This is a genomic window from Rhizomicrobium sp. (assembly GCA_037200985.1).
Taxonomy (GTDB): domain Bacteria; phylum Pseudomonadota; class Alphaproteobacteria; order Micropepsales; family Micropepsaceae; genus Rhizomicrobium.
This window is the reverse complement of record JBBCGJ010000001.1, coordinates 984,085-1,006,520: the sequence shown is the minus strand read 5'-3', so window position 1 is coordinate 1,006,520 and position 22,436 is coordinate 984,085. Positions and strand designations below refer to the sequence as shown.

The following is a 22,436-nucleotide window of genomic DNA, read 5'->3' as shown; positions in this document are numbered from 1 at the left end:
CTTGCGGTCCTAATTGACCGCTGCGGTGTGCGAGTAATTGCTAAACCAATGACGAGTTCCACCGGCCCTCCCGGCGCGCGAATCGCCGGAAGGGGGTGGGTTGAACGAAATATGTACGCGGGGTGGGTTCTTCAACCCTCCTCGCCTCCTTACTTGAGCTCGACCTTCGCGCCTGCGTCCTCGAGCTGCTTCTTGATCTTGGCGGCCTCGTCCTTGGAGACGTCCGCCTTCACTTCCTTCGGCGCGCCTTCGACCAGGTCCTTGGCTTCCTTGAGGCCCAGGCCCGTGATCTGACGCACTTCCTTGATCACGTTGATCTTCTTGTCGCCGGCGTCGGTCAGGACGACGGTGAACTCGGTCTTTTCCACGGCGGCGGCAGCGGCGGCGGCCGGCGCGGCAGCAGCGGCGGCAACCGGAGCGGCGGCCGAGACGCCCCACTTCTCTTCGAGAAGCTTGGCGAGTTCCGCGGCCTCGAGCACGGTGAGGCCCGAGAGATCGGTGACGAGCTGTTCAATCTTCGACATTTCAGTAGTTCCTTCAGTTGGTTCGGGTTCGATGCTGATGTTGAGGTTGTCGTCCACTTTGTTTGGTCGCACGTCCGGACGCCGCTTCGCGGCGGCCGCTGCTCCTAAGCGGCTTCCTTCTTGGAATACGCCGCGATGACGCGGGCCAGCGATGCGGCGGGGGCTTGAACCACCCCGGCGATCTTGGTCGCGGGCGCCAGAATGAGGCCCACGAGCTTGCCCCGCAGTTCGTCGAGCGACGGCAGGGTGGCAAGGGCTTTCACGCCCTCGGCATCCAGCGCCGTCGTTCCGACCGAACCGCCCAGGATCACGAGTTTCTCGTTGTCCTTGGCGTAGGCGACCGCCACCTTCGAAGCCGCGACCGGGTCGTTGCTGTACGCAATGCCGGTCGGACCCTTGAAGAGGTGGGAGATGCCTTCCACGGGCGTACCCTGGAGCGCGCGCACCGCCAGACGGTTCTTCGAGACCCGGAAGGACGCTCCGGCGGCGCGCATGCGCCCCCGAAGATCGTTCATCTGGGCCACCGTCATGCCGGTATAGTGGGCGACAACCAGGGAGCCGGCATTCGCGAAGACGCCTTTCAGCTCCTCGACGACTTCCGCTTTCTCTGCTTTGTCCACTTCTGCTCCTTTTTGGCCTATCGCTTCGCTACTTGAGGCCAAAAAGGCCGTAGCTTGGCGTCCAGACCAGTTCTCAACAGGTCTCCGTGACGATCCGGAGCCCTGCCCTGTGACACACAATTCCTGTCCCAGGGCTCAAACCCGATGCGCGAGAGCTTTCGCCCCCGAATTCCGGTTCTCTTCCCTGTCTGCGCTGGACATTTAAGTGCCGAAGCACTCCAGCGGTCTCGGACAGTTCCGGCGATCGTCCGCCGGAATTCTGCAATTCCTCTAGGCCTCCGACCCCGCGCCGACGGAGGAGAGCGCGATCTTCACGCCCGGGCCCATCGTCGAGGACAGCGAAACCTTCTTCATATAGACGCCCTTGGCGCCGGTCGGCTTGGCCTTCATCACGCTGTCAACGAAGGACTTCACGTTCTGGACGATGGCGTCCTCGGTGAAACTCGCCTTGCCGACGCCGGCCTGAACGATGCCCGCCTTCTCGACGCGGAACTCGACCGCGCCGCCCTTGGCGTCCTTGATCGCCTGGGTCACGTCCATCGTCACCGTGCCGACGCGCGGGTTCGGCATCAGGTTGCGCGGACCCAGCACCTTGCCGAGGCGGCCGACGATGCCCATCATGTCGGGCGTCGCGATGCAGCGGTCGAAGTCGATCTTGCCGGCCGTGACCTCGGCGGCGAGGTCTTCGGCGCCGACGATGTCGGCCCCGGCCTTCCTGGCCTCGTCGGCCTTGGCGCCCTTGGCGAACACCGCGACGCGCAGCTTGCGCCCCGTGCCGTTGGGGAGCGAGGACACGCCGCGCACCATCTGGTCGGCATGGCGCGGATCGACGCCGAGATTGATCGACAGCTCGATCGTCTCGTCGAACTTGGCGGTGGCGCGCGACTTGATCAGCTTGACGGCTTCCTCGACTGGATAGGCCTTGGCGGCGTCGACGCCTTCGATCGCTTTCTTGAATCGCTTGGAGAGTGCCATGGCGGTTATCCCTTCACCTCGATGCCCATCGAGCGCGCGGAGCCCTCGATCATGAGCATCGCCATCTCGACGTCGTTGGCGTTCAGGTCCTTCATCTTCGCTTCCGCGATCTGGCGGACCTGCGCCTTGGTCACCGACCCGGCGGAGGTGAGCCCGGGCGACTTCGAACCGGAGGTGAGCTTGGCGGCCTTCTTCAGGAAGAAGGACGCCGGCGGCGTGCGCATCTCGAAGGTGAAGGACTTGTCCGAGAACACGGTGATGGTCACGGGGATCGGGGTGCTCTTCTCCTGGTCCTGCGTCTTCGCATTGAAGCTCTTGCAGAACTCCATGATGTTGAGGCCGCGCTGGCCGAGCGCAGGGCCGATCGGCGGCGACGGATTGGCCGCGCCGGCGGGCACCTGCAGCTTGATGTAACCGGTAATCTTCTTTGCCACTTAAATCCGCCTCCTTAGCGGTTTGCGGTGCAGACGGAGCTGGCAGCCCCTCCCGCGTTGTCGCTCAGACCTTTTCGACCTGAGTGAATTCCAATTCGACCGGCGTCGCGCGGCCGAAGATCGAGACCGCGACCTTCACGCGGCTGCGGTCCTCGTCGACCTCTTCCACCGTGCCGGTGAAGGAGGTGAAGGGACCGTCCGCGACGCGGACCTGCTCGCCGATCTCGAAGGTGATCGTCGATTTCGGATTCTCGGCGCCTTCGCTGACCTGGTTGAGGATGCGGTCGACCTCGGCCTGGCGGAGCGGCATCGGCTTGTTGTTCTGGCCGAGGAAGCCCGTGACCTTCGCGACGTTCTTGACCAGGTGGTAGCAGTGATCCGTCAGATGGGCGTGCAGCAGCACATAGCCGGGGAGGAATTTGTGCTCCGCCTTGACCTTCTGGCCGCGGCGCACTTCGAGGACTTCCTCGGTCGGCACCACGACGTCGACGATCTCTTCCTCGAGGCTCTGGATCTTCGCCTGGCGCTTGATCTCCTCGGCCACCTTCTTCTCGAAATTCGAGTAGGTGTGGACGATGTACCACTTCGCGTTGGCGTTGACGGTCTTGGTTCCTGCTTCGCTCATCGCTCTAGCTCGCCGCGCCGATCAGCAGCTTCTCGCCATAGGCGAGCAGCGCATCGACGCCGAAAAAGAACACCATGGTGAGGCCCACCATGATGAAAACCATCGCCGAGGTGAGCCAGGTCTCCTTCCAGGAGGGCCAGGTGACCTTGGAAACCTCGCGCCGGACCTCGCCGATGAAGGCCAGCGGATTGGTGCGCCGGCGTGCCGGCGCCGGCAAATCCTTGCCCGCCGCATCCGCCGTCTTTTTTGTCGTGTCCGCCATCAGACTTTCTTCGTTCGATCCTAAAAGGTACTGGCAGGAGTGGAGGGACTCGAACCCACGGCCTACGGTTTTGGAGACCGCCGCTCTACCAACTGAGCTACACTCCTAGATGCACCAAGCTCCTGCTTCTTCCACTTTCCTCTTCCGTCATCCCCCGGCTTGTCCGGGGGACCCAATTTCTCTTCCAAGAAGAAAATCGGGTCGCCCGCATAGAGCGGGCGATGACGGCCGAGTTATTTGATGATCTTCGCCACAACTCCCGAGCCGACGGTGCGGCCGCCCTCGCGGATGGCGAAGCGCAGCTTCTCTTCCATCGCGATCGGAACGATCAGCTCGACCTCGATCGACACATTGTCCCCCGGCATCACCATCTCGGTGCCTTCCGGAAGCTTCACGATGCCGGTCACGTCCGTGGTGCGGAAATAGAACTGCGGACGGTAGTTCGCGAAGAACGGCGTGTGACGGCCGCCCTCGTCCTTCGTCAGCACGTAGATCTCCGCCGTGAAATTCGTGTGCGGGGTGACACTGCCCGGCTTGGCCAGGACCTGGCCGCGCTCCACGCCCTCGCGCTCCACGCCGCGCAGCAAGGCGCCGATGTTGTCGCCCGCCTGGCCCTGGTCCAGCAACTTCCGGAACATCTCCACGCCCGTCACCGTGGTCGAGGAGGTCGGACGGATGCCGATGATCTCCACCGTCTCGCCCACCTTCACGATGCCGCGCTCGACTCTTCCGGTGACCACGGTTCCGCGGCCCGAGATCGAGAACACGTCCTCGATCGGCATCAGGAAGGGCTGGTCGATCGGACGCTCCGGCTGCGGGATGTAGCGATCAACCTCCGCCATCAGCTTCAGGATCGCGTCATGGCCGAGTTCCTTGTTCTTGTCTTCCAAGGCCATCAGGGCCGAACCGCGGATGATCGGGATGTCGTCGCCCGGGAACGAGTACGAGGAGAGAAGCTCGCGCACTTCCATCTCCACCAGCTCCAGGAGCTCCGGATCGTCGACCATGTCGCACTTGTTCAGGAACACCACCAGCGCCGGCACGCCGACCTGGCGGGCCAAGAGGATGTGCTCGCGGGTCTGGGGCATCGGGCCGTCCGCCGCCGACACCACCAGGATGCCGCCGTCCATCTGGGCGGCGCCGGTGATCATGTTCTTCACATAGTCCGCATGGCCCGGGCAGTCGACATGGGCGTAGTGGCGGTTCGCGGTCTCGTACTCGACATGCGCCGTCGAGATCGTGATGCCGCGCGCCTTCTCTTCCGGCGCCTTGTCGATCTGGTCATAGGCGGTGAACGTCGCCCCGCCCGTCTCGGCCAGGACCTTGGTGATGGCGGCCGTCAGCGACGTCTTGCCATGGTCGACATGGCCGATCGTCCCGATGTTGCAATGCGGCTTGTTACGCTCGAATTTGGCCTTCGCCATAACCTGTTATCCTTCGTTCTTCACATGCCGCCTGAACGGCACTCAGTTCTTTCTCTCGTCCGTCCGCCCGGTCCTTCGGACTTCGGCGTGACAACATTGCGGCGAAGCCGAAATGTTGGAGCGGGTGAAGGGAATCGAACCCTCGTCATCAGCTTGGAAGGCTGTTGCTCTACCATTGAGCTACACCCGCCTTATTCGACTTCCTTCTTCTCTTCTTCTCTTCTCGTTCCAGCCGGCTGGTGGAGGGGGCTGGATTCGAACCAGCGTAGGCGTAGCCAACGGATTTACAGTCCGTCCCCTTTAGCCACTCGGGCACCCCTCCTTTAGAATGTTCAACCGGCTCAAATGCTTACGCGCCAGTTCCGAGGCGGCACCGATGCGCGTCCGTTTTTGTGGAACGAACGTGTGTACGTGCCTTTCGAAAGGGTTGGCTGCGGATCGCGGGTTATTGGCTAAGAGGATCAAGCTGTCAACAGTTTATTAGCGCGGAACAGGCCCGAATTTGCCCCCGCGAACAACAGCTTGGCGGAAAGCTATTCCCGGTCCGGCGGGCGGCGCAAGCAAATTGATTGCTTGACAGCCGGCGCGGCAGATTCGGGCACGGAGGCGCACGGCGATGGCGAATGGCCCCCTGCCCGGCTAGGATTTCCGCCATGCCCGTTCCGCCGCCGCCGATTCTCGAAGTCTATTATTCGCCGACCTGCATCCCATGCCGGATGGAACTTCCCGTGCTGGCGGCGCTCGACAAGGACGGCCGGCGGCTGCGGATCGTCATCCTGGATCAGGAGAGCCGGGCACGCGCGACCATCGGCGCCGTGTCGCCGGCCCTGGAACGGCTCGCCATCCGGGCCGCTACGCAGCCGCCGCGCAAGGCGCTGCTGGCCGCCGGCGACACGGACGCCATCCTGCCCTATGCACGGGCGCTGGCGGGCGGGACCTGCGCCGCCTGGCGCGGCGGGCTGACGATGGCGCGGGCCAGGGCGCTGCTCGCCGCCTGCCGGGTCAGCGGATCGCGTTCGCCGCGATCCTGAAGAAGATGCCCTTCTCGCCGTTGTTCACGAGGCTGAACTGGCCGGTGACCGTCACCAGCTTGTCGGTCCAGGCGATCGGCGTGGGGCTGACGACCTCGGCGACCTCGTTGGGCTCGCCGGGCGGGCAGAACATGCAGACCGGCGTGCGCCGCGTCAGCAGGAAATGCTTCGTCCGGTCGGAACCGTCGAGCGGCAGGACCCAGCCGCTGGCCGTCACCTGGCGGTTCGCCAGCGCCTTGATCCCAGGCGACACCGTGATGCTGTAGATGCCGGTGCGGTTGTCGTAGGCGACCTTGCTGTCCAGCAGCTTCGACCACAGGGCATCGTGCGATTTCGGCAGGCGGTCCTGCAGCGCGCGCTCGTCAGCGGGCTGGGCGTTGGGATCGGTGGTCAGGACTTTCTGCTGCGGGCGGAAGCCCGCGCCGAGCAGGAAGACCGGGATGACGAGTGCCAAGGTCAGCATTTTGCGGATCATGACTGGAGCAGCTCCTCTATGGGTGTGCGCGCGGCACGGATGGCGGGGAAAAGCGCGGCGACCAGGGCCGTGCCGAGGGCGCCGAGAACGAGATAGAGAACCGCGTCGGGATCGATCTGCGGCGCGATCACAAGGCCCGTGCGCGCCTCCAGGAGGCCGGCGCCCGCCTGGAACAGGAGCGCGGCGAGGCCGGCGCCCAGCAGCAGCGCGGCGAGCGCGATCATCGCCGCCTCCGCGATCGCGACCGCCGCGATGGTCGCGGGCCCGGCGCCGAGCGCGCGCAGCAGGGCGAGGTCGCGGGTCCGCGCGTTCATCGTCGCCATCAGGCCGGCGGCGGCCGCCGCCGCCGCGATGGCGACGAGCAGGATGCCGAGCGCCGTCGCCGCCAGGGTCAGCGGCCGCAGATAGCTCATCAGCCGGGCGATCTCGAAGCTCGGGCTCGCCGCGGTGAGATCCGGGCTGGCATCGATCAGGCGCGGCACCAGAAGCGCCGCCACAGGGCTCTTGTAGGACGCGATGACGGCCGTCGCGGCGTCGGGGAGGTTGACATAGGTCTCGGCCACGCCGGTCTCGGCGGCTTCGTCCTCCTGGTGCATCTTGTGGATGTAGCGGACGGTTGCGATGTCGCAGAGCACCAGCCGGTCGAGCGCCGAGCCGGTGCGCGGCAGGATGCCGACGATCCGGTAGGGAAACTGGGAATGCATCTCGCCGCCGGCGCTGAGGCCGTGCGCGCCGATGAAGGTCTGGCCGATCGCGAGATGCAGCGCATCCGCCGCGTCCGCGCCGAGCACCGCTTCGAGCGGCTTGTTCCAGACGCGGCCCTGCGCCACGTCGGTGCGATAGACCCAGAGAAGCCGCGGCGTGGTGCCGACGATGCGCCAGCCATCCACATTGTCGCCCAGCGCGATGGGCGCGGCGACGCGGATCAGGGGATGCGACGCGGCCGCCATCGCCGCCTTTTCCGACACCAGCCCGCGCGGATCGGAGACGTGCAGCGCGCAGCAGAGCACCAGATCCAGCGCCGAGCCTTTCGGCCCGATCACGAGGTCGACGCCGCCCCAGGCGCGCTCCGCCGCGGCCGGAAAAGCATCGAGTCCGACATAGGCGATGGCCACCGCGGCGACGCCGAGCGCGCCGACCAGGATCGACAGCAGCGCCTGTCCCCAGCGCCGCCGCAGATAGGCGAAGGCCAGCGTGAGCGGCATCATGGCAGCGCCTCCATGGCGACGACGGTGTCGACGGCGTCCAGAACGCGGCGGTCATGCGTCGTCACGACCAGGGCGGCGCCTTCCGATACGGCGCATTCGACCAGCAGCGCCATCAGCGCCCGGGTGTTCGCATCGTCCAGCGCCGAGGTCGGCTCGTCGGCCAGGATGACGGCCGGCCGGTTCATCAGGGCGCGCGCGATCGCGGTACGCTGCGCCTGGCCGTGGCTGATGCGGTCGGCGCGCCGCGACTGGATCGCGGTCAGGCCGAGGCGCTCCATCAGCCTTTCGAGGCGCTGCGGATCGTGGACCGGATGGCCGGCGCATTGCGCCGCCATGCGGATGTTCGCCCGAACGCTCAAGGCGTCGATCAGATGGAAGGACTGGAACACGAGGCCGATGCGGCGGCCGCGGAACCCGTCGCGTCCGCCCCGGCCCAGGGACCAAAGCTCGGTGCCCTCGATGCGGATCGTGCCGTGCCGCGGGGCGCGGATCGCAGCCAGCGCCATCAGCGCCGTGGTCTTGCCGCAGCCCGACGGGCCGATAATCGCCGCGGACCGCCCCGCGGCGACGCCGAGATCGGGGAGCCGCGCGAACGCTTTTCCGCCGCGCTCCAGGAGCACGCCGGCGGTCGTCAGGACGGCGTTGTCCGGCTTTCGGTCGTCAGTCATGGCGAGCCTATCCGTTCGCAAGATGCGCCGGCGCGGGCGACGGATCGCCCGCGCCGTCCGGACTTACGTCGCGATCCGCAGGACCACGCGGATGTCGCGGCCGGGAAGCGCCACGACGTCCTTGTTGAACGAGGCGGCGTTGCGCTGCAGGTCGTCGGTCAGGTTGTGGCCGACCAGGGCGATCTCGTAGCCGGGATGGCTGACGAAGGGCCGCCAGGCCAGGTTGGCGTCCAGCGAGATATAGCTGGCGGTCGGCGTGTCGAAGGAGCCGAAATCGGTCTGCTCGCCGATATAGAAGGCCCGGAGCGAGGCGTCGATCATGTCGCTTTTCCAGGAGAAGCCGCCGCCGACCCGCCAGGGCGGGATGCGCGGCACGTTGAGCCCGCCGGTCAGCTTGGCGTGGACGGAATCGGCCAGGACGTCGGCCGTCAGGCCGCCGGTGCCGGTCCGCCATACTTCATAGGAGCCCTGGGCCTCGGCGCCGTAGAAATGCGCGCCGGCCTGCTCGTAGTTGAGTTCCTTCAGCTCCTCGCCGGGGCCGGCGACGCAGACGCCGTCGTCGTCGCAGGTCCGCCCGGTCAACTGGCCGAAGATGTAGTTGTCGAACGAGGTGTAATAGGCGCTGGCGTCGAAGCGGAACCGGTCCAGGCGCAGGCGCAGCGTGGTCTCGACCGAGTTCGCGCGTTCCATGTGGAGCGCCGGATTGCCGGTCTCGAAGGTCGCGGGGCCGTCATGAGCGCCGCGGGCGAAGAGTTCGGTGATCGCCGGCGAGCGCGCCGTGCTCGACGCGGTCACGCCGACCTTCACCGCATCGCTCACGTCGTAGAGCACGCCGATCGCGCCGCTGATCGGCACGAAGCTGCGCTGGGTGAAGACGTTGGAGGCGGGCGTGCCGTTGATGTCGGAGTTCTCGATGCGGGCGCTGCCCTGGATGTGCAGCGCGTCGCCGACCGGCAGCTCGGTGAAGACGAAGGCCGCCGCGGTGTGGGTGACGGTCGGGAACAGGAAGGCGCTGTCGTCGCCCAGGGCGGAATATTCGCGGCTCTGCAGCTCGATGCCGACCGCGGTGCTGGCCAGCGGCCCGATCGGGCCCATGACCAGCTCGGCGCGGCCGTCATATTCGCGGTTCTTGAAGGTCGAGACGACGTCGAAGGCGCCGCCGCCCAGAGGATCGTCCTCGTTGTGGGTGTAGGTCGCGTAACTGGCGTCGACATTGAGGGTCTGGAACAGCGGCCCGCCCAGCCCGATCGAGCCGCGCGCCAGGACCTTGGTCTGGCGCATGTCGATGAAGGTGGTGTCGCTCGGGATGCCGTATTTGGAATCGTAGTGGATGGCGGCGATGCCGAAATGGGTGTCGTCGTCGGGGAAGTAGGAGGCGCCGGCGGTGTAGCCGTCGCCGCGCTGGAAGGAATTGGCCTGGGTGCCGATGGGCGTGTCGTAGTCATCGGCGTGGCGGTAGAAACCGTCGGCGTGGAAGGCGAAGTCGCCTTCCCGAGCGTCGGCCATGACGGCGGTCTGTCCGGCGTCGGAGACGCTGTCATAGGCGGCGTCGGCCTCGGCGGAGAACGGCTTGTCGGGCAAGGCGGTGGGCACGCGGTTGTTCAGCGCGTTGACCACGCCGCCGATCGCCTGGCTGCCATAGCGCAGCGTGGCGGCGCCGCGCACCACCTCGATGCTCTGGACCGACAGGGGATCGATCGGCACGCCGTGGTCGGGGCCGACATCGGAGACGTCGGAACTGCTGGTGCCGTCCTCCAGGACGCGGACGCGGACCGCGTCCATGCCGCGGATGATGGGACGGCCGACGCCGGCGGCGAAGCCGCTGGAGGCGACGCCCGGAACGTTGGACAGCGCGTCGGCCAGGGTGCCGCCGCCCTGGCGGATGATGTCGTCGCGGTCGACCTTGGCGACGATGGTCGCGAAGCGGTCGATGTCGCCGGCGATCGGCGAGGCGGTGACGACGACGGTCTCGATGCCCTGGCTGGCGGTCGCCGTGTCGGCGCGCGCGGAAGACAGGGGAATGGCGGAAACGGCCACGGCCGCAGCGGTGGCGAGAAGATAGGAACGATACATGGTGCCCTCGGCATTCGGGGCTCGCCGGCGCGCAGTGACGGACCGGACGAGACGAAAATGGAATGCGAAGCGGCGGCGAATATTTGCCGTCGCGTCACGCGATCACTGGGAAGGGATCAACCGAGAGGCGGTGCGCGGCCGCGCCAGGCATGGCTGGCGGAGCGGACGAACTTCGTCGCGAGCGGGACGAGTTCGATGACGGAAACGGAGAAGGTCGGCAGCAGCGTCGCGGCGGCCGCGGGCGTGAGGAACTGGCCGGAATTCGCGAAGGCCTGACAGAGCGGGCAGTTCGCCTCGTCGTTCTTGGAGGGCGCGTTCTTGGCCGGCGCCTTGATCCCGTCGAACAGGTCGAGGGTCGCGGGCGCGCCGGCGATGCGGGCATGGATATGGGTCTGGGTGACGAAGCCCTGGAAGGTGAAGGCCAGCAGCGTCAAGAGCAGCAGCGCATGCGAGAACATCCCGCGCGCGGCGGCGCGGACCTTCGGTCTCGGGTGCGGAATCTGCTGCATGGCTCGGAGTTGAGCCTACCGCAATGCAGCAGGAAAGCCAATTTGCCGTGATCGGCAAAGCTGCGACGACTTGCGCGGCCCGCGTTTCGCCTATAAGCGCCCGCCATGGCACGACCAGAACGCGGGCGCCGCCCGTCCGGCAAATCCGAGCGCAAGCCGGAGCGAAAATTCTTCAAGCCGCAGGCCAAGCCCGAAAGCGGGCTGTGGCTCTACGGAACCCATGCGGTGCGCGCCGCGCTCGCCAACCCCAAGCGCTTCGCGCGCCGGGCGGTGCTGACGGAGCGGGCGGCGGAGGAGATCGGCGCCAAGCTGCTCAATCGCGTCAAGCACGAGATCGCCGACATGGCGGGCGTCTCGAAGATCCTGCCCGAGGGCGCGGTGCACCAGGGCGTGGCGCTGCTGGTCGAGCCCCTGCCCCGGCGGGAGCTCGAAGCGATCCTGAACGAGGTCGTCGGCAAGCGGCGCATCGTGCTGGTGCTGGACCAGATCACCGATCCGCACAACGAAGGCGCGATCCTGCGGACCGCGGCGGCGTTCGGGGTGACGGCGGTGGTGGTGCAGGATCGCCACTCGCCGCCGGAGACCGGCGTCCTGGCCAAGGCGGCATCGGGCGCGCTCGACATCGTGCCGGTGATCACGGTGGTGAACATCGCTCGGACGCTGGAGGAGCTCGGCAAGCGCGAGTTCTGGCGCGTCGCGCTGGCCGGCGACGGCGAGCTGACGCTGGCCGACGCCATGCACAAGGGCGACATCGCGCTGGTGCTGGGCTCGGAGGGCGCGGGCGTGCGCCGGCTGGTGCGCGAGAAATGCGACGTCGCGGCGCATGTGCCGATCGCGGCGGCGATGGAGAGCCTCAACGTGTCGAACGCGGCGGCGGTGGCGCTGTATGAGATGACGCGGGGGTAATAGGGCACGCCTGTCATCCCCGGCCGAGCGATGCGAAGCATCGCGAGGGGAAGGGGACCCAGGTGGTGAACCTCGGCTCGCTGCCGCAAGCAGCGAAGAACTGCACTTTCTGTCAGACCGTCCGCGTTTGACCGCCTGGGTCCCCTTCCCTCGGCGCGCTATCGCGCGCCTCGCCGGGGATGACAGCGGGGCTTAGTACAACGCCGCGACGATGTTCTCGCCGCCGTAGTTCTCGACGAAGACCAGCACCTTGTAGCCCTCGGCCATCTTAAGATTGCCGTCGGCGTCGTGCATCATCAGGCCGTCATTGCTCATCGTCGCGGTGCGGCGGTCGAAGGCGAAGCGCGGCGCCAGACCCTTGTACTGCGTGCGGATCAGGTTGAAGAGCAGCGCCGCGTTCTGCGGCGCGATGCGGATGCAGCCGGCGGAGGCGCGGCTGCCGAGCTGGCCGACTTCGATCCCCACCGCGCCATGGATGGCGAGCCCGGTCTGCAGCCCGTCATGCTGCCAGTTGAAGAACATGGCGTGCGGCATCGGCTCGTGCCACTGGCCGGAGAAATGCGTCTTGTACAAGCGGCCCGGATCGAGCTGGTAATAGCCGCGCGGCGTGAAGCTCGGCTGGCGCGTGCCGTTGGGCGCGATCTCGTCCTTCTCGCGGCCGGTCGAGACCGGCCAGGCGTAGAGCATGGCGAGATTGCCCGAATCGTCCTTCCGGAAGACATACATGTGCTGCGCCCAGGGGCCGGTGTCGGCCTTCGACACGTAGAGGAAGAGCGAGAAATTCTCGAACATCTCGCGCGTCAGGCTTTCCTTCAGGCGCATCGACACGCGCACGACATCGACCGGGCTCGCGGCGGCGCGCGAGGGCGGCGGCGGCGCGAGGGACAATTCGGGACGTGCCGCGGCCATGGCTTCCGGAGGCGGAGCGGCCGCGGGTGCCGCCGCGGCGACCGGTGCCGCGTCCTCCGCCGTCCGGATATCCGGCGGCGCGACGTCCGGCACTTGCGGCGCGGCGAGAACCGGCTCGGGTGCCGCCGGCAGGGCCGGTGGCGGCAGCTTGACCCGCGCGATGTCGCGATGGGGCGTGGGTGGCGCCTTGGGCGCGGCCGGTCCGGCGATCAAATCGGCGACGCGCCGGCTCGCATCATGGAAGACGCCGGCGGCCGGGTCGATCACGTAAGTCCGGGTGGCCTGCAACCCGGCGGCGACGGTCGCGCGGCTGGCCCGTTCTAGCGGCGGGTCGCGGTCGAACGCCACCGCCACGCCGAACGCCGCAGCGCACAGCAGGTAGACCACGCTCAGTTTTCGCAGCGCCGACATGGAATCCGTAAACAGGGCTCCCCCGATGATAACCAAAAATAAACCGTCTGTCCCGCTCCGGGACCATACCGGTTAATTCCGGATCGCGACATTTGGTTGCCGATACTCAGGATTGCGGCGAGGCCGCCGATTCGCCCGCGAAGTTGTCGATGACGACAAGGACGCGAAGGCCGTCGGCGAGGACGATGTTGCCCGCCGCGTCGCGGGTGACGTTTCCGTCGGTGTTCGTGGTCCCCCGCGCCGGATCGAAGGTGAAGACGGGGACTTGGCCGCGCTCCTCGGCCAGGAAGCGGTGGAAGAGCAGATCGGCCTTTTCGAGCGGCAGGCGGACGCAGCCGCCCGAGGCGCGATGGCCGATATCGGCAAGCTCGCGGCGGCCGATGGCGGCGTGCAGCGCCACGCCGGACATCTGGGTGCGGTAGGCGTAGTTCAGGAACATCGCCCAGGGCATCGCCGCGTTGTTCCACTTGCCCGAGCGGGCCATGGGCATGAAGCGGTGCACGTCGAGCTCGAACAGGCCGGTGGGCGTGGCGGTGAAATACTGCTCGGAGCGCTCGCGCCCGGTGGAGACGGGAAAGCTCTGGTCGAAGGCGAGCGTGCCGTCGGCCTGCTTGCGGAAGAGGAAAAGGTGCTGCGCCCAGGGGCCGCTCGCCGCCTTGCTGACATAGATGAAGGTGTCGAAATAGGGCGCGAGCGCGGACGGCACCTTGGCGGAGACGCGGCCGGCGACGCGGGTCGCCTCCTCGGCCGGCATGGCGGGATCCGGCGCGATGGCTTGCGGCGGCAGCGGCGCGGCCGCGACGGCTTCGGGCGGCAGGACCGGTTTCGACACCGCGCGGGCGACGGTTCGCGGAACGAGCGGCGTGGCGCGCGGCGCCGCAACGAGGACCTTGACCGTCGCAGTGGAGGTCGTCGCGGCGGGCTTCTGCACACGCGCGGCGACGCGGTGCGAGGCAGCCGCAACCGGCGTTGCCGCATGTCGGCCCCGCTCGCCAAGCGCCATGGCGATGCTCATCGCGGCCATCGCGATCGCCGCGGCCGACGCGAAGCCTCTCAAACTGCCGATCCCGGGTCTGGCCATCGCGCGCATCCTGCCGCAAAGCGCGAAGGGATCAAGCGCCGATCTCGACCGTGTCGGCGCGCGGCGCCCTGGCCGCGGCCAGCTCGGCGGGCAGGCGCCGGCTCGCCATCCAGAAACACCAGGCCGCGATCATCCAGGTGACGACCGTCGAGAGCAGCGCCCAGCGCAGCGCGTCGCTGCCGAGCGCAGGCGTCAAGAGGTCGCTGAGCTTGCCGACCGAGAGCGGCCCGAGCCCGAAGCCGATGATGTTGAGCACGAAGAGCAGGATCGCGGCCGACTGGGCGCGCATGCGCAACGGCACCAGGCTCTGCACCATCGCATAGGAGGGCGCGAGATAGGCGGCGCCGCTCGCCGTCGGCATCACGGCGCAGACGAGCGCCACGGGAAGGCTCGGCGCGAGGAAATAGAACGGGAAGAACGGCAGGGCGCAGAGGATGAAGAGCATGACGACATACATGTTCCAGCGCACGTCGCGCTTGCCGAGCCGGTCGGCCAGCACGCCGGACATGTAGGTGCCGATGCCGCCGACCACGCCGAAGAGGATCGCCAGCGTCACGCCGATCTCGGACGGGCTCATATGGTGCGTCCGCGCCAGGAAGACCGGCACGAAGGAATTGCCGGCATAGCCGCCGAACGACGCCATCGCGGTGCCGAAGGCGATGAAGCGGAAGGATCTGCGCGACCAGAGAAAGGCGATGGTCTCGGGCAGGTGCGGGGCGCGGCCGTCGTCGACGATCTTGTCCACCTGGCCGCGCTTGGGTTCGGGCACGGTGAAGAGGAAGAGCAGCGCGAGCACCAGGCCCGGCAGGCCGGCGGCGAGGAAGGCGGTGCGCCAGCCGTAATGCTGCTCGATCCAGCCGCCGCCGAAGAAGGCGAGCAGGAGGCCGGCATTGAGGCCGGCGGCATAGAAGGAGAGCGCCCCTGCCCGCTCATGCGGCTCGTAGAGATCGGAGATGATCGAGTTGACGGACGGGCTGGTGCCGGCCTCGCCGATGCCGGTGCCGATGCGCGCCACGATGAGCTGGAAGAAATTCGCGGCCCGCGCCGAGACCGCCGTCATCGCGGCGAACAGGATCATCGAATAGGCGATGACGTTGCGCCGGTTCACCCGGTCGGCCAGCCAGGCGAGCGGCACGCCCAGGATGGCGTAGAGGATGGCGAAGCTGGTGCCGGACAAGAGGCCGAGCGCCGCGTCGGTGAGGTGGAATTCGGCTTTGATCGCGGGGAGCAGGATGTTGAGGATGTTGCGGTCGAGGTAATTGACGACATAGACGAGCGTCAGCATCACCAGGATGTAGCGGCGCGAGACGCCACCGGTGGCGGGGCGCGCGACGGTCCGTTCGATCGACAATGATTTCTCCCCCTGCTCAACCTGTCATGGCCCGCGACTGCGGGCCATCCAGTTGACATCTTCTTGGATCGCGCCAGTTTCGCGCATCGACAGTCTGCCTCCATCCGTGCCGGGCGTCACCTGGGTGGCCCGCATTCGCGGGCCATGACAACCGAGGCGTGGCGGCAGCAAAGATTGCTATTTCTGCCCGCGGCGTTCCTTCTTGCGGCCCTTGACGGCCAGATCGACGGTCAGGAGCCGGCGCTGCCCGCCCACCCGCATCTGCTCGGAGCCCAGCAGGTACATCATCGCCTGGTAGTCGCCCAGGGAATCCTCGACCGCATTGGTGAAGCCCTGCGCGTCCTGCGCCTTGTTCATCTGGATCTTGGCGAAGCGCAGCGCGTCGGGGGAATTCTCCGCGACGCGGTGGGCGTAGTCGTAGGTCTCCCGCTCCAGCGTCTCCGGCGCGACGACGCGGTTCACGAAGCCGTAATCATGCGCCTCCTGCGCCGAGATGAAGCGGCTCTCGAAGCAGAGCTCCTTGGCCTTGCGGACGCCGATGTCCCAGGGGATCGACATGTATTCGACGAAGCCGGCGAGGAATTCGGCGTTCGAGGCGGCGAAGACGACGTCGCAGCAGGCGGCCGTCATCCAGCCGGCATAGATGCAGAAGCCCTCGACCATGGCGATGGTCGGCTTGGGGAAATTGCGCCAGCGCAGGTGGATGTCGAGATTGTATTTCTTGAACTCGTCATAGGCCTCGATCGTGCCGGGCTCGGCGCCGAGGGCTTTGCGGTATTCCAGCGCGTCCGGCGTGCCGAGGTCGTGGCCGGAAGAGAAATTCCCGCCGGCGCCACGCAACACGACGACGCGGACGGCCTTGTCGTTCTGCGCCAGGGTGAAGCCGGCATCGATCTCGTCGAGCAGGCGATAGGAGAGCGCGTTCTTGAACTTCGGCCGGTTCATCGTGATCGTCGCGACGCCGCCGTCGGTGGAATAGAGGATGTCGTGGAAGGGCATGGGCGGTTTTCCTGGGGTCTGCGTCCAACTTAACCCTCCCCTTCACGGGAGGGTTGAAATTTGCGAGAGCGCAGCGAAGCAAATTTCGGGGAGGGGACAGCCCCGCCGCCTGATCTCGACCTGCGCCGCTGTCCCCTCCCCGAAAAATCCTCGCTGCGCTCGGATTTTGTCGACCCTCCCGTGAACGGGAGGGTTATTAGCGCGCGAACCTGCCGCTCTTCGCCCAGCCGCGGGGCTGCAGGCGGCCCGCTTGCGCGCGTTCGCCGCGCCAGTCTTTCAGTTCGGCGGCGGGAAATTCGCGGTTGTTCTCGTCCTTGAGGCCGTCCTTGGCCACGAAGGTCGTCGCGTCCAAGAGGCCGCCGTCCTTGTAGCGCTGCAGATAGACGCCCTGCCCGCGCGCCATCTCGGGCACTTCGTCGAGGCCGAAGATCAGGAGCTTGCGGTTGTCGCCGATCGTCGCGACGCTGTCGCCGGTCACGAAGGCGCAGGCCTTGGCCTCGACGCCGGTCTTCACGTTCATCACGCGCTTGCCGGCCTTGGTCATCGCCACCGCGTCGTCCTCCGCCGTCACGAAGCCGTGGCCGCTTTCGGCGGCGAGCAGCAGCTTGCGGCCGGGGACGTGCGCGAACATCGTCACGATGTCGGCGTCGGGCGGAAGGTCGATGAAGGTGCGGATCGCCTCGCCATTGCCGCGCCCGCCGGGAAGCCTGCTCGCCTCCAGGGTGAAGAAGCGGCCGTCGGTCGAGAACAGCATCAGCTTGTCGGTGGTCTGGGCGTGGATCCAGAATTTGCGCTTATCGCCCTCGCGGTATTTGACGCTGTCGTTCTCCTCCATGTGGCCCTTGAAGGAGCGCAGCCAGCCCTTTTCCGAAAGGACAACGGTGATCGGCTCTTTCTCCACCGCGCTCGCCAGCGCCACGGCTTCTTCGGCCAGGGCCTCGATCTTGTCGATATGCCTGGCCTCGATGATCTGGGTGCGGCGCTTGCCGAGCGCGGTCTTAGGCCCGAATTTGGCGTCGATCGCCTTGACCTCCTCGATCAGCTTTTCGTCCTTCAGCTTGTCGGAGGCGAGCAGCTTCTTGAGGTCCTTCTGTTCTTTCGTCAGCGCGTCGTGCTCGGCGCGGATTTCCATCTCCTCCAGCCGGCGCAGGCTGCGCAGGCGCATATTGAGGATGGCCTCGGCCTGGTTGTCGGTGAGCTTGAACGCCTTGATCAGGACGGGCTTGGGCTCGTCCTCGGTGCGGATGATCCTGATGACCTTGTCGAGATTCAGGAAGACCGCCAGATAGCCTTCGAGGATTTCGAGTCGGGCGGCGATCTTTTCGAGGCGGTGCGCCGAGCGGCGCACCAGCACCTCGCGGCGGTGATCGACGAAGGCCTGGAGCACGTCCTTGAGACTCATGACGCGCGGCACGGTGCCGTGGTCGAGCACGTTCATGTTCAGCGGGAAGCGGGATTCCAGATCGCTGGAGCGGAAGAGCTGTTCCATGAGGATTTCGGCTTCCACCGTGCGGCTCTTGGGCGTCAGCACGATGCGGATGTCTTCGGCGGATTCGTCGTGGATGTCGTCCAGCAGCGGCAGCTTCTTCTGTTCCAGAAGCTCGGCGATCTGGGTGATCAGCTTGGCTTTCTGGATCTGGTACGGGATCTCGGTGACGACGATCTGGTAGACGCCGCGGGCACCCTCTTCCTTCTTCCACTTGGCGCGGACGCGGAAGGAGCCGCGGCCGGTCTTGTAGGCCTCCGCGATGGTCTCCGGCCCGTCGACCAGGATGCCGCCGGTGGGAAAATCGGGGCCGCGCACGATGTCGGAGAGCGTGCGGTCGCGGGTGTTCGGGTTGTCGATGAGCTTCTTCAGCGCCTCGCACAATTCGCCGACATTGTGCGGCGGGATCGAGGTCGCCATGCCGACCGCGATGCCGGACGAGCCGTTGGCGAGCAGGTTCGGGAAGGCGCCGGGCAGGACGACCGGTTCCTCGTCCTGGCCGTCGTAGTTGGGGCGGAAGTCGACCGCGTTCTCGTCCAGGCCGTCGAGCAGCATGGCGGCGACGTCGGTCATGCGCGCTTCGGTGTAGCGGTAGGCGGCGGGGTTGTCGCCGTCGATATTGCCGAAATTGCCCTGGCCGTCGACCAGCGGGTAGCGCGTGGCGAAGTCCTGGGCGAGGCGGACCAGCGCGTCGTAGATCGCCTGGTCGCCATGGGGATGGAACGAGCCCATCACGTCGCCGACAATCTTGGCGGATTTCTTGAAGGCGGAGGTCGAGTCGAGGCGCAGGAGGCGCATGCCGTAGAGGATGCGGCGGTGGACGGGCTTCAGCCCGTCGCGCGCATCGGGCAGCGCGCGCATGGTGATGGTGGAGAGCGCATAGGCGAGGTAGCGCTCGGCGAGGGCTTTGCCCAGCGGTTCGGGGCGGATGTCGTCTGTGAGGTCGGGCATGTGTAAATCACTTGCGTTGGTGTCGTACCCTCCCGTTCACGGGAGGGTCGAAATTTGCGAGAGCGCAGCGGAGCAAATTTCGGGGAGGGGACAGCTTCGCCGGAAGAGCTCCGTCGGCGACGCTGTCCCCTCCCCGAAAAAATGGCGCTGCGCGCCATTTTTGTCGACCCTCCCGTGAACGGGAGGGTTGGTTTACTTCGATTCGCCCAGGGCCAGCGCGTCCAGGCGGAGGCGGGCGGCGGGGATTTCCTTGCTATGGGGGCGAAGCACGCGCTCCAAAAGAAAATGTCCTGTGAGTTTCAGGCCCGCCGCGACGTCGGCGGCGTCGGGCGTCGCGTTCTGCGAGCCCAGCAGGAAGCCGGGCAGCGCGAGCAACCGGTCCTTGTAGGGCGCGCCGGCTTCGCCCGATACCGCGCGGCCGGTGCGCGGCGAGACGTAGATCAGGTTTTCCAACACGCCGGTCGAGGCGCAGCGCGACAGATCGAGGCCGAAGCCGAGTTCCTCCAAGAGGCCCGCCTCCCAGCGGACATAGAGCGCGCCCCAATGGGCGAAATCGCTCGCCTGGATGGCGTCGAGCAGGAGCGTGCCGGCCTCGAACACCGGGGCATGGACCTCGCGCTCGGGCAGCGCGGCGGAGGCGACCGCGGTGAAGGCGTTGAGGCCGGCCAGCGCCTCGCGGCTTTCCATCATGTCGCCGGAGCGGGCCTTCGCCGGCTCGACGGTGAAATTTCCCAGATGCTCGTTGAGACGGGCGCGCCAGTGCAGGTGCACGCCGTTGCCCGGCTGGAGCACGGATTTGGATTTGCGCGATGCGCCGCCGCGCACGAGGCCGAGATGGCGGCCGTGATCGCGGGTCAGCGTTTCGAGGATCGCGCTCGTTTCGCCATGGGGGCGGACGTTGAGCACGAGGGCGTCGTCGGTCCATTCCATCGTGCCAATGTGTCATGGCCCGCGACCGCGGGCCACCCAGGTGATCCCAAGAGACGCCGACGACGTTTCCGACAAGACATGGCCCTCAACAGAGCAGCAGCATGCAGAACCCAACCGGGCGGCCCGCAGTCGCGGGCCATGACAATTTGGGTTTGAGAGGACTATTCCTCCGGAAACTCCAAACCCATTTCCTTGTAATGCGCGCGCTGCTCGGCCCAGTCCTCGCGGACCTTCACGAACAGGAAGAGATGGATGCGGCGGGCGAAAATCTCCTCCATCTCCTTGCGCGCCAATTCGCCGATGATCTTGATCGTGGCGCCGCCCTTGCCCAGCACGATCGCCTTCTGGCCCTCGCGCTGGACGTAGATCGTCTGCTCGAGGCGGGCCGAGCCGTCCTTGCGCTCCTCCCATTTCTCGGTCTCGACCGCGCTGGCGTAAGGCAGCTCGTCGTGCAGGCGCAGATAGATCTTCTCGCGCGTGATCTCGGCGGCGAGCAGGCGCGAGGGGATGTCGGCGGACTGGTCGGCGGGATAGAGCCAGGGCCCTTCCGGCATCCGCTTCGCCACCCAGGCGAGCAGATCGGTCACGCCGTCGCCCTTCAGCGCGGAGATCAGGAAGATTTCCTCGAAGGCGCCTTCGGCGTTGAAGGCCTGCACCATCGGCAAGAGGTCGGTGCGCTTCATGCCGTCGATCTTGTTGAGGGCGAGCGCGGCTTTCGTGTTGCCTTCCTTCAGGGCCTTGACGATGGCGTGGGTGTCGTCGGCGGCGCGGCCCTTCGGGTTGGCGGTGAGCTCGGCGGCGTCGACCAGGAGGACGACGGCGTCGGCGTCCCCGGCCCCGGTCCAGGCGGCGGCGACCATGGCGCGGTCGAGGCGGCGGCGCGGTTTGAAGATGCCGGGCGTGTCGACGAACACGATCTGGGTGTCGTCCAGAAGCGCGACGCCGCGCACCATCATGCGGGTGGTCTGCACCTTGGGGCTGACGATGGCGACCTTGGAGCCGACCAGGGCGTTGACCAGCGTCGACTTGCCGGCATTGGGCGCGCCGATGATGGCGCAGAAGCCGCAATGGGTCATTCGCGTACCTTTTCCAGCATCTTCTTCGCCGCGTCCTGTTCGGCTTCGCGCTTGGAGCGGCCTTCGCCGGTGAGCGGGTCTTGGCCGGCGACGCGGACCTCCACGACGAAATGCGGCGCGTGGTCGGGGCCTTCGCGCTTCACCAGCGCATAGACCGGCGCGGCGGAATTGCCGCGCCGCGCCTGCGCCCATTCCTGCAGCGTGGTCTTGGGATCGCGCATGTCGGAGCTGAGCGTCTCGATCATCGGGGCCCAATAGCATGCGATGAAGCGGCGCGCCGCTTCGAGGCCGCCGTCCTGGTAGAGCGCGGCGATCACCGCCTCGCAGGCGCCGGCGAGGATCGCGCCCTTGCGCCGGCCGCCGCTGAGCGATTCCGACTTGGCGAGGATGAGGCTGTCGGCCAGGCCCGCCGCCTCGGCGGCGCGGGCGCAGGCCTCTTCCCGAACGAGCGCGTTGAGCTTCAGGGCGAGCGCGCCTTCGACGTCGCCCGGATAGCGCTTGTGCAGCTCCTCCGCGATGACGAGGCCGAGCACGCGGTCGCCGAGGAATTCGAGGCGCTCATTGGAGACGATCGCGTTGGCGCTGGAATGGGTCAGCGCGCGCCTGAGCAGGCCCGGGTCGGCGAAGCGGTGACCGAGGCGGTCTTCCAGATCAGTCGATGAGGGTGAACATCCGGCTGAAGCGGATCGCTCCGGGCCATGTCCAAGGTTCGTACCAGACGGCGGTGTCATCGATGGAGAAGAAGCGCAGTTCCGCGCGCCCGACAAGGTTTTCGGCCGGAACGTAGCCCACATCGCCGCGGCTGTCGTCGGAATTGTCGCGGTTGTCGCCCATCATGAAGTATTCGCCCTTGGGCACGATATAGGGCTGGGTGTTGTCGAACGCCGTGGTCTCGCGGTCGAGCACCAGATAGGACTTGCCGTTCGGCAGCGTCTCCTTGAATTGCGGAATGCGCTCCACGCTGCCGAAAGCCGTGGGCTCGACATAGTCGGCGACGCGCTCCTTGGGCACCGCCTTGTCGTTGAGATAGAGCACGCCGTCGATCATCTGCACCTTGTCGCCGGGCATCCCGATCACGCGCTTGATGTAGTCCTCCATGTAGTGGTCGGACGCCTCGTTCGGCATCTTGAACACCACGACGTCGCCGCGGGTCGGCGGCGACGCGAAGACGCGGCCGGAGAAGGGCGGGAAGCTGAAAGGGAAGGAGTTGCGGCTGTAGCCGTAGGAGAATTTCTCGACGAAGAGATAGTCGCCGATCAGGAGCGTCGCTTCCATCGAGCCCGACGGGATGTTGAAGGGCTGGAACAGGAAGGTGCGGATCACGAGCGCGATCAGAAGCGCGTAGACGATGGTCTTGGCGGTCTCGACCCAGGATTCGCTCGGCTTGGCGGGCGGCGGCGGCTCGATCGGCGGCGGTTCCGGCGCGGGCGGCGGCGCGGGCTCGACGGGTTTCGGCTCGTCGATGAGCTCGTCGATCAGCTTTTCGGGGTCTTCGTCGGACATGGTGC

At 66.9% G+C, this 22,436-nt stretch carries 23 protein-coding genes and 3 tRNA genes; 2 read left to right on the top strand and 24 right to left on the bottom strand.

The genetic code is table 11. The features are described 5' to 3' along the window. Positions 1-149 precede the first annotated feature (149 nt). The 10 genes from rplL to WDN01_04625 all read right to left on the bottom strand — a co-directional run bounded on the left by rplL (position 150) and on the right by WDN01_04625 (position 5,186). The gene (rplL, locus tag WDN01_04670; protein ID MEJ0025302.1) at positions 150-524 is read right to left on the bottom strand and encodes a 50S ribosomal protein L7/L12; all 375 of its coding nucleotides are present in this window, start codon (positions 522-524) and stop codon (positions 150-152) included. Between the two features lie 104 nt (positions 525-628). Further along, the gene (gene rplJ / locus WDN01_04665; protein ID MEJ0025301.1) at positions 629-1,144 is read right to left on the bottom strand and encodes a 50S ribosomal protein L10; all 516 of its coding nucleotides are present in this window, start codon (positions 1,142-1,144) and stop codon (positions 629-631) included. Between the two features lie 270 nt (positions 1,145-1,414). Next, positions 1,415-2,119 carry a 50S ribosomal protein L1 gene (rplA, locus tag WDN01_04660; GenBank protein MEJ0025300.1) on the bottom strand — a complete coding sequence of 235 codons (705 nt, stop codon included), beginning with the start codon at positions 2,117-2,119 and terminating at the stop codon, positions 1,415-1,417. Positions 2,120-2,124: 5 nt separating this feature from the next. After that, the gene (gene rplK / locus WDN01_04655; GenBank protein MEJ0025299.1) at positions 2,125-2,553 is read right to left on the bottom strand and encodes a 50S ribosomal protein L11; all 429 of its coding nucleotides are present in this window, start codon (positions 2,551-2,553) and stop codon (positions 2,125-2,127) included. Between the two features lie 64 nt (positions 2,554-2,617). Next, positions 2,618-3,178 carry a transcription termination/antitermination protein NusG gene (nusG, locus tag WDN01_04650; protein MEJ0025298.1) on the bottom strand — a complete coding sequence of 187 codons (561 nt, stop codon included), beginning with the start codon at positions 3,176-3,178 and terminating at the stop codon, positions 2,618-2,620. Between the two features lie 4 nt (positions 3,179-3,182). Then, complete coding sequence (secE, locus tag WDN01_04645; GenBank protein ID MEJ0025297.1) at positions 3,183-3,440, bottom strand: preprotein translocase subunit SecE; 258 nt, start codon at positions 3,438-3,440, stop codon at positions 3,183-3,185. A 31-nt stretch (positions 3,441-3,471) separates the two neighbouring features. After that, positions 3,472-3,547 (bottom strand) — tRNA-Trp (locus WDN01_04640). A 126-nt stretch (positions 3,548-3,673) separates the two neighbouring features. Then, the gene (gene tuf, locus WDN01_04635) at positions 3,674-4,864 is read right to left on the bottom strand and encodes an elongation factor Tu (GenBank protein ID MEJ0025296.1); all 1,191 of its coding nucleotides are present in this window, start codon (positions 4,862-4,864) and stop codon (positions 3,674-3,676) included. Positions 4,865-4,980: 116 nt separating this feature from the next. Continuing rightward, a tRNA-Gly gene (locus WDN01_04630) sits at positions 4,981-5,054 on the bottom strand. A gap of 47 nt (positions 5,055-5,101) precedes the next feature. Further along, positions 5,102-5,186 (bottom strand) — tRNA-Tyr (locus WDN01_04625). A gap of 331 nt (positions 5,187-5,517) precedes the next feature. Between WDN01_04625 and WDN01_04620 the strand changes: the two genes are divergently transcribed. Next, on the top strand, positions 5,518-5,895 hold the full coding sequence (locus WDN01_04620) for a thioredoxin family protein (protein ID MEJ0025295.1): 378 nt from the start codon (positions 5,518-5,520) through the stop codon (positions 5,893-5,895). Here WDN01_04620 and WDN01_04615 read toward each other — a convergent pair. The 5 genes from WDN01_04615 to WDN01_04595 all read right to left on the bottom strand — a co-directional run bounded on the left by WDN01_04615 (position 5,867) and on the right by WDN01_04595 (position 10,828). After that, the gene (locus tag WDN01_04615) at positions 5,867-6,370 is read right to left on the bottom strand and encodes a DUF3299 domain-containing protein (GenBank protein ID MEJ0025294.1); all 504 of its coding nucleotides are present in this window, start codon (positions 6,368-6,370) and stop codon (positions 5,867-5,869) included. The two genes, WDN01_04620 and WDN01_04615, sit on opposite strands and share 29 nt — an antisense overlap. Continuing rightward, positions 6,367-7,578 carry an ABC transporter permease gene (locus WDN01_04610; protein ID MEJ0025293.1) on the bottom strand — a complete coding sequence of 404 codons (1,212 nt, stop codon included), beginning with the start codon at positions 7,576-7,578 and terminating at the stop codon, positions 6,367-6,369. The genes WDN01_04615 and WDN01_04610 overlap by 4 nt, the downstream gene beginning before the upstream one ends. Next, entirely contained in the window at positions 7,575-8,246 is a 672-nt protein-coding gene (locus WDN01_04605) for an ATP-binding cassette domain-containing protein (protein ID MEJ0025292.1), read from the bottom strand. The genes WDN01_04610 and WDN01_04605 overlap by 4 nt, the downstream gene beginning before the upstream one ends. A gap of 63 nt (positions 8,247-8,309) precedes the next feature. Continuing rightward, positions 8,310-10,319 (bottom strand): TonB-dependent receptor, encoded by a 2,010-nt coding sequence (locus WDN01_04600; GenBank protein ID MEJ0025291.1) that lies wholly within the window; start codon positions 10,317-10,319, stop codon positions 8,310-8,312. Positions 10,320-10,435: 116 nt separating this feature from the next. Beyond that, complete coding sequence (locus WDN01_04595) at positions 10,436-10,828, bottom strand: hypothetical protein (protein ID MEJ0025290.1); 393 nt, start codon at positions 10,826-10,828, stop codon at positions 10,436-10,438. Positions 10,829-10,933: 105 nt separating this feature from the next. Here WDN01_04595 and rlmB point away from each other — a divergent pair, with 105 nt between their 5' ends. After that, positions 10,934-11,734 carry a 23S rRNA (guanosine(2251)-2'-O)-methyltransferase RlmB gene (gene rlmB / locus WDN01_04590; GenBank protein ID MEJ0025289.1) on the top strand — a complete coding sequence of 267 codons (801 nt, stop codon included), beginning with the start codon at positions 10,934-10,936 and terminating at the stop codon, positions 11,732-11,734. Between the two features lie 192 nt (positions 11,735-11,926). Here the strand turns inward: rlmB and WDN01_04585 are convergent, their stop codons facing one another. The 9 genes from WDN01_04585 to lepB form a co-directional block, all read right to left on the bottom strand. Then, positions 11,927-13,054, bottom strand: coding sequence for a L,D-transpeptidase (locus tag WDN01_04585; protein ID MEJ0025288.1), 1,128 nt, complete (start codon positions 13,052-13,054; stop codon positions 11,927-11,929). Positions 13,055-13,160: 106 nt separating this feature from the next. Beyond that, positions 13,161-14,135 (bottom strand): L,D-transpeptidase family protein, encoded by a 975-nt coding sequence (locus WDN01_04580; protein ID MEJ0025287.1) that lies wholly within the window; start codon positions 14,133-14,135, stop codon positions 13,161-13,163. 31 nt (positions 14,136-14,166) lie between these two features. After that, on the bottom strand, positions 14,167-15,486 hold the full coding sequence (locus WDN01_04575) for an MFS transporter (GenBank protein MEJ0025286.1): 1,320 nt from the start codon (positions 15,484-15,486) through the stop codon (positions 14,167-14,169). 177 nt (positions 15,487-15,663) lie between these two features. Then, positions 15,664-16,485 carry an enoyl-CoA hydratase-related protein gene (locus WDN01_04570; GenBank protein MEJ0025285.1) on the bottom strand — a complete coding sequence of 274 codons (822 nt, stop codon included), beginning with the start codon at positions 16,483-16,485 and terminating at the stop codon, positions 15,664-15,666. 196 nt (positions 16,486-16,681) lie between these two features. Continuing rightward, on the bottom strand, positions 16,682-18,922 hold the full coding sequence (gene parC, locus WDN01_04565) for a DNA topoisomerase IV subunit A (GenBank protein MEJ0025284.1): 2,241 nt from the start codon (positions 18,920-18,922) through the stop codon (positions 16,682-16,684). Positions 18,923-19,114: 192 nt separating this feature from the next. Beyond that, positions 19,115-19,852 carry a DNA repair protein RecO gene (recO, locus tag WDN01_04560; GenBank protein MEJ0025283.1) on the bottom strand — a complete coding sequence of 246 codons (738 nt, stop codon included), beginning with the start codon at positions 19,850-19,852 and terminating at the stop codon, positions 19,115-19,117. Between the two features lie 161 nt (positions 19,853-20,013). Beyond that, positions 20,014-20,928 carry a GTPase Era gene (gene era, locus WDN01_04555; protein ID MEJ0025282.1) on the bottom strand — a complete coding sequence of 305 codons (915 nt, stop codon included), beginning with the start codon at positions 20,926-20,928 and terminating at the stop codon, positions 20,014-20,016. After that, the gene (gene rnc / locus WDN01_04550; GenBank protein MEJ0025281.1) at positions 20,925-21,659 is read right to left on the bottom strand and encodes a ribonuclease III; all 735 of its coding nucleotides are present in this window, start codon (positions 21,657-21,659) and stop codon (positions 20,925-20,927) included. Before rnc ends, era begins: the two co-directional genes overlap by 4 nt. Then, positions 21,580-22,431, bottom strand: a complete 852-nt coding sequence (lepB, locus tag WDN01_04545) for a signal peptidase I (protein MEJ0025280.1) — start codon at positions 22,429-22,431, stop codon at positions 21,580-21,582. Before lepB ends, rnc begins: the two co-directional genes overlap by 80 nt. Positions 22,432-22,436 lie beyond the last annotated feature (5 nt).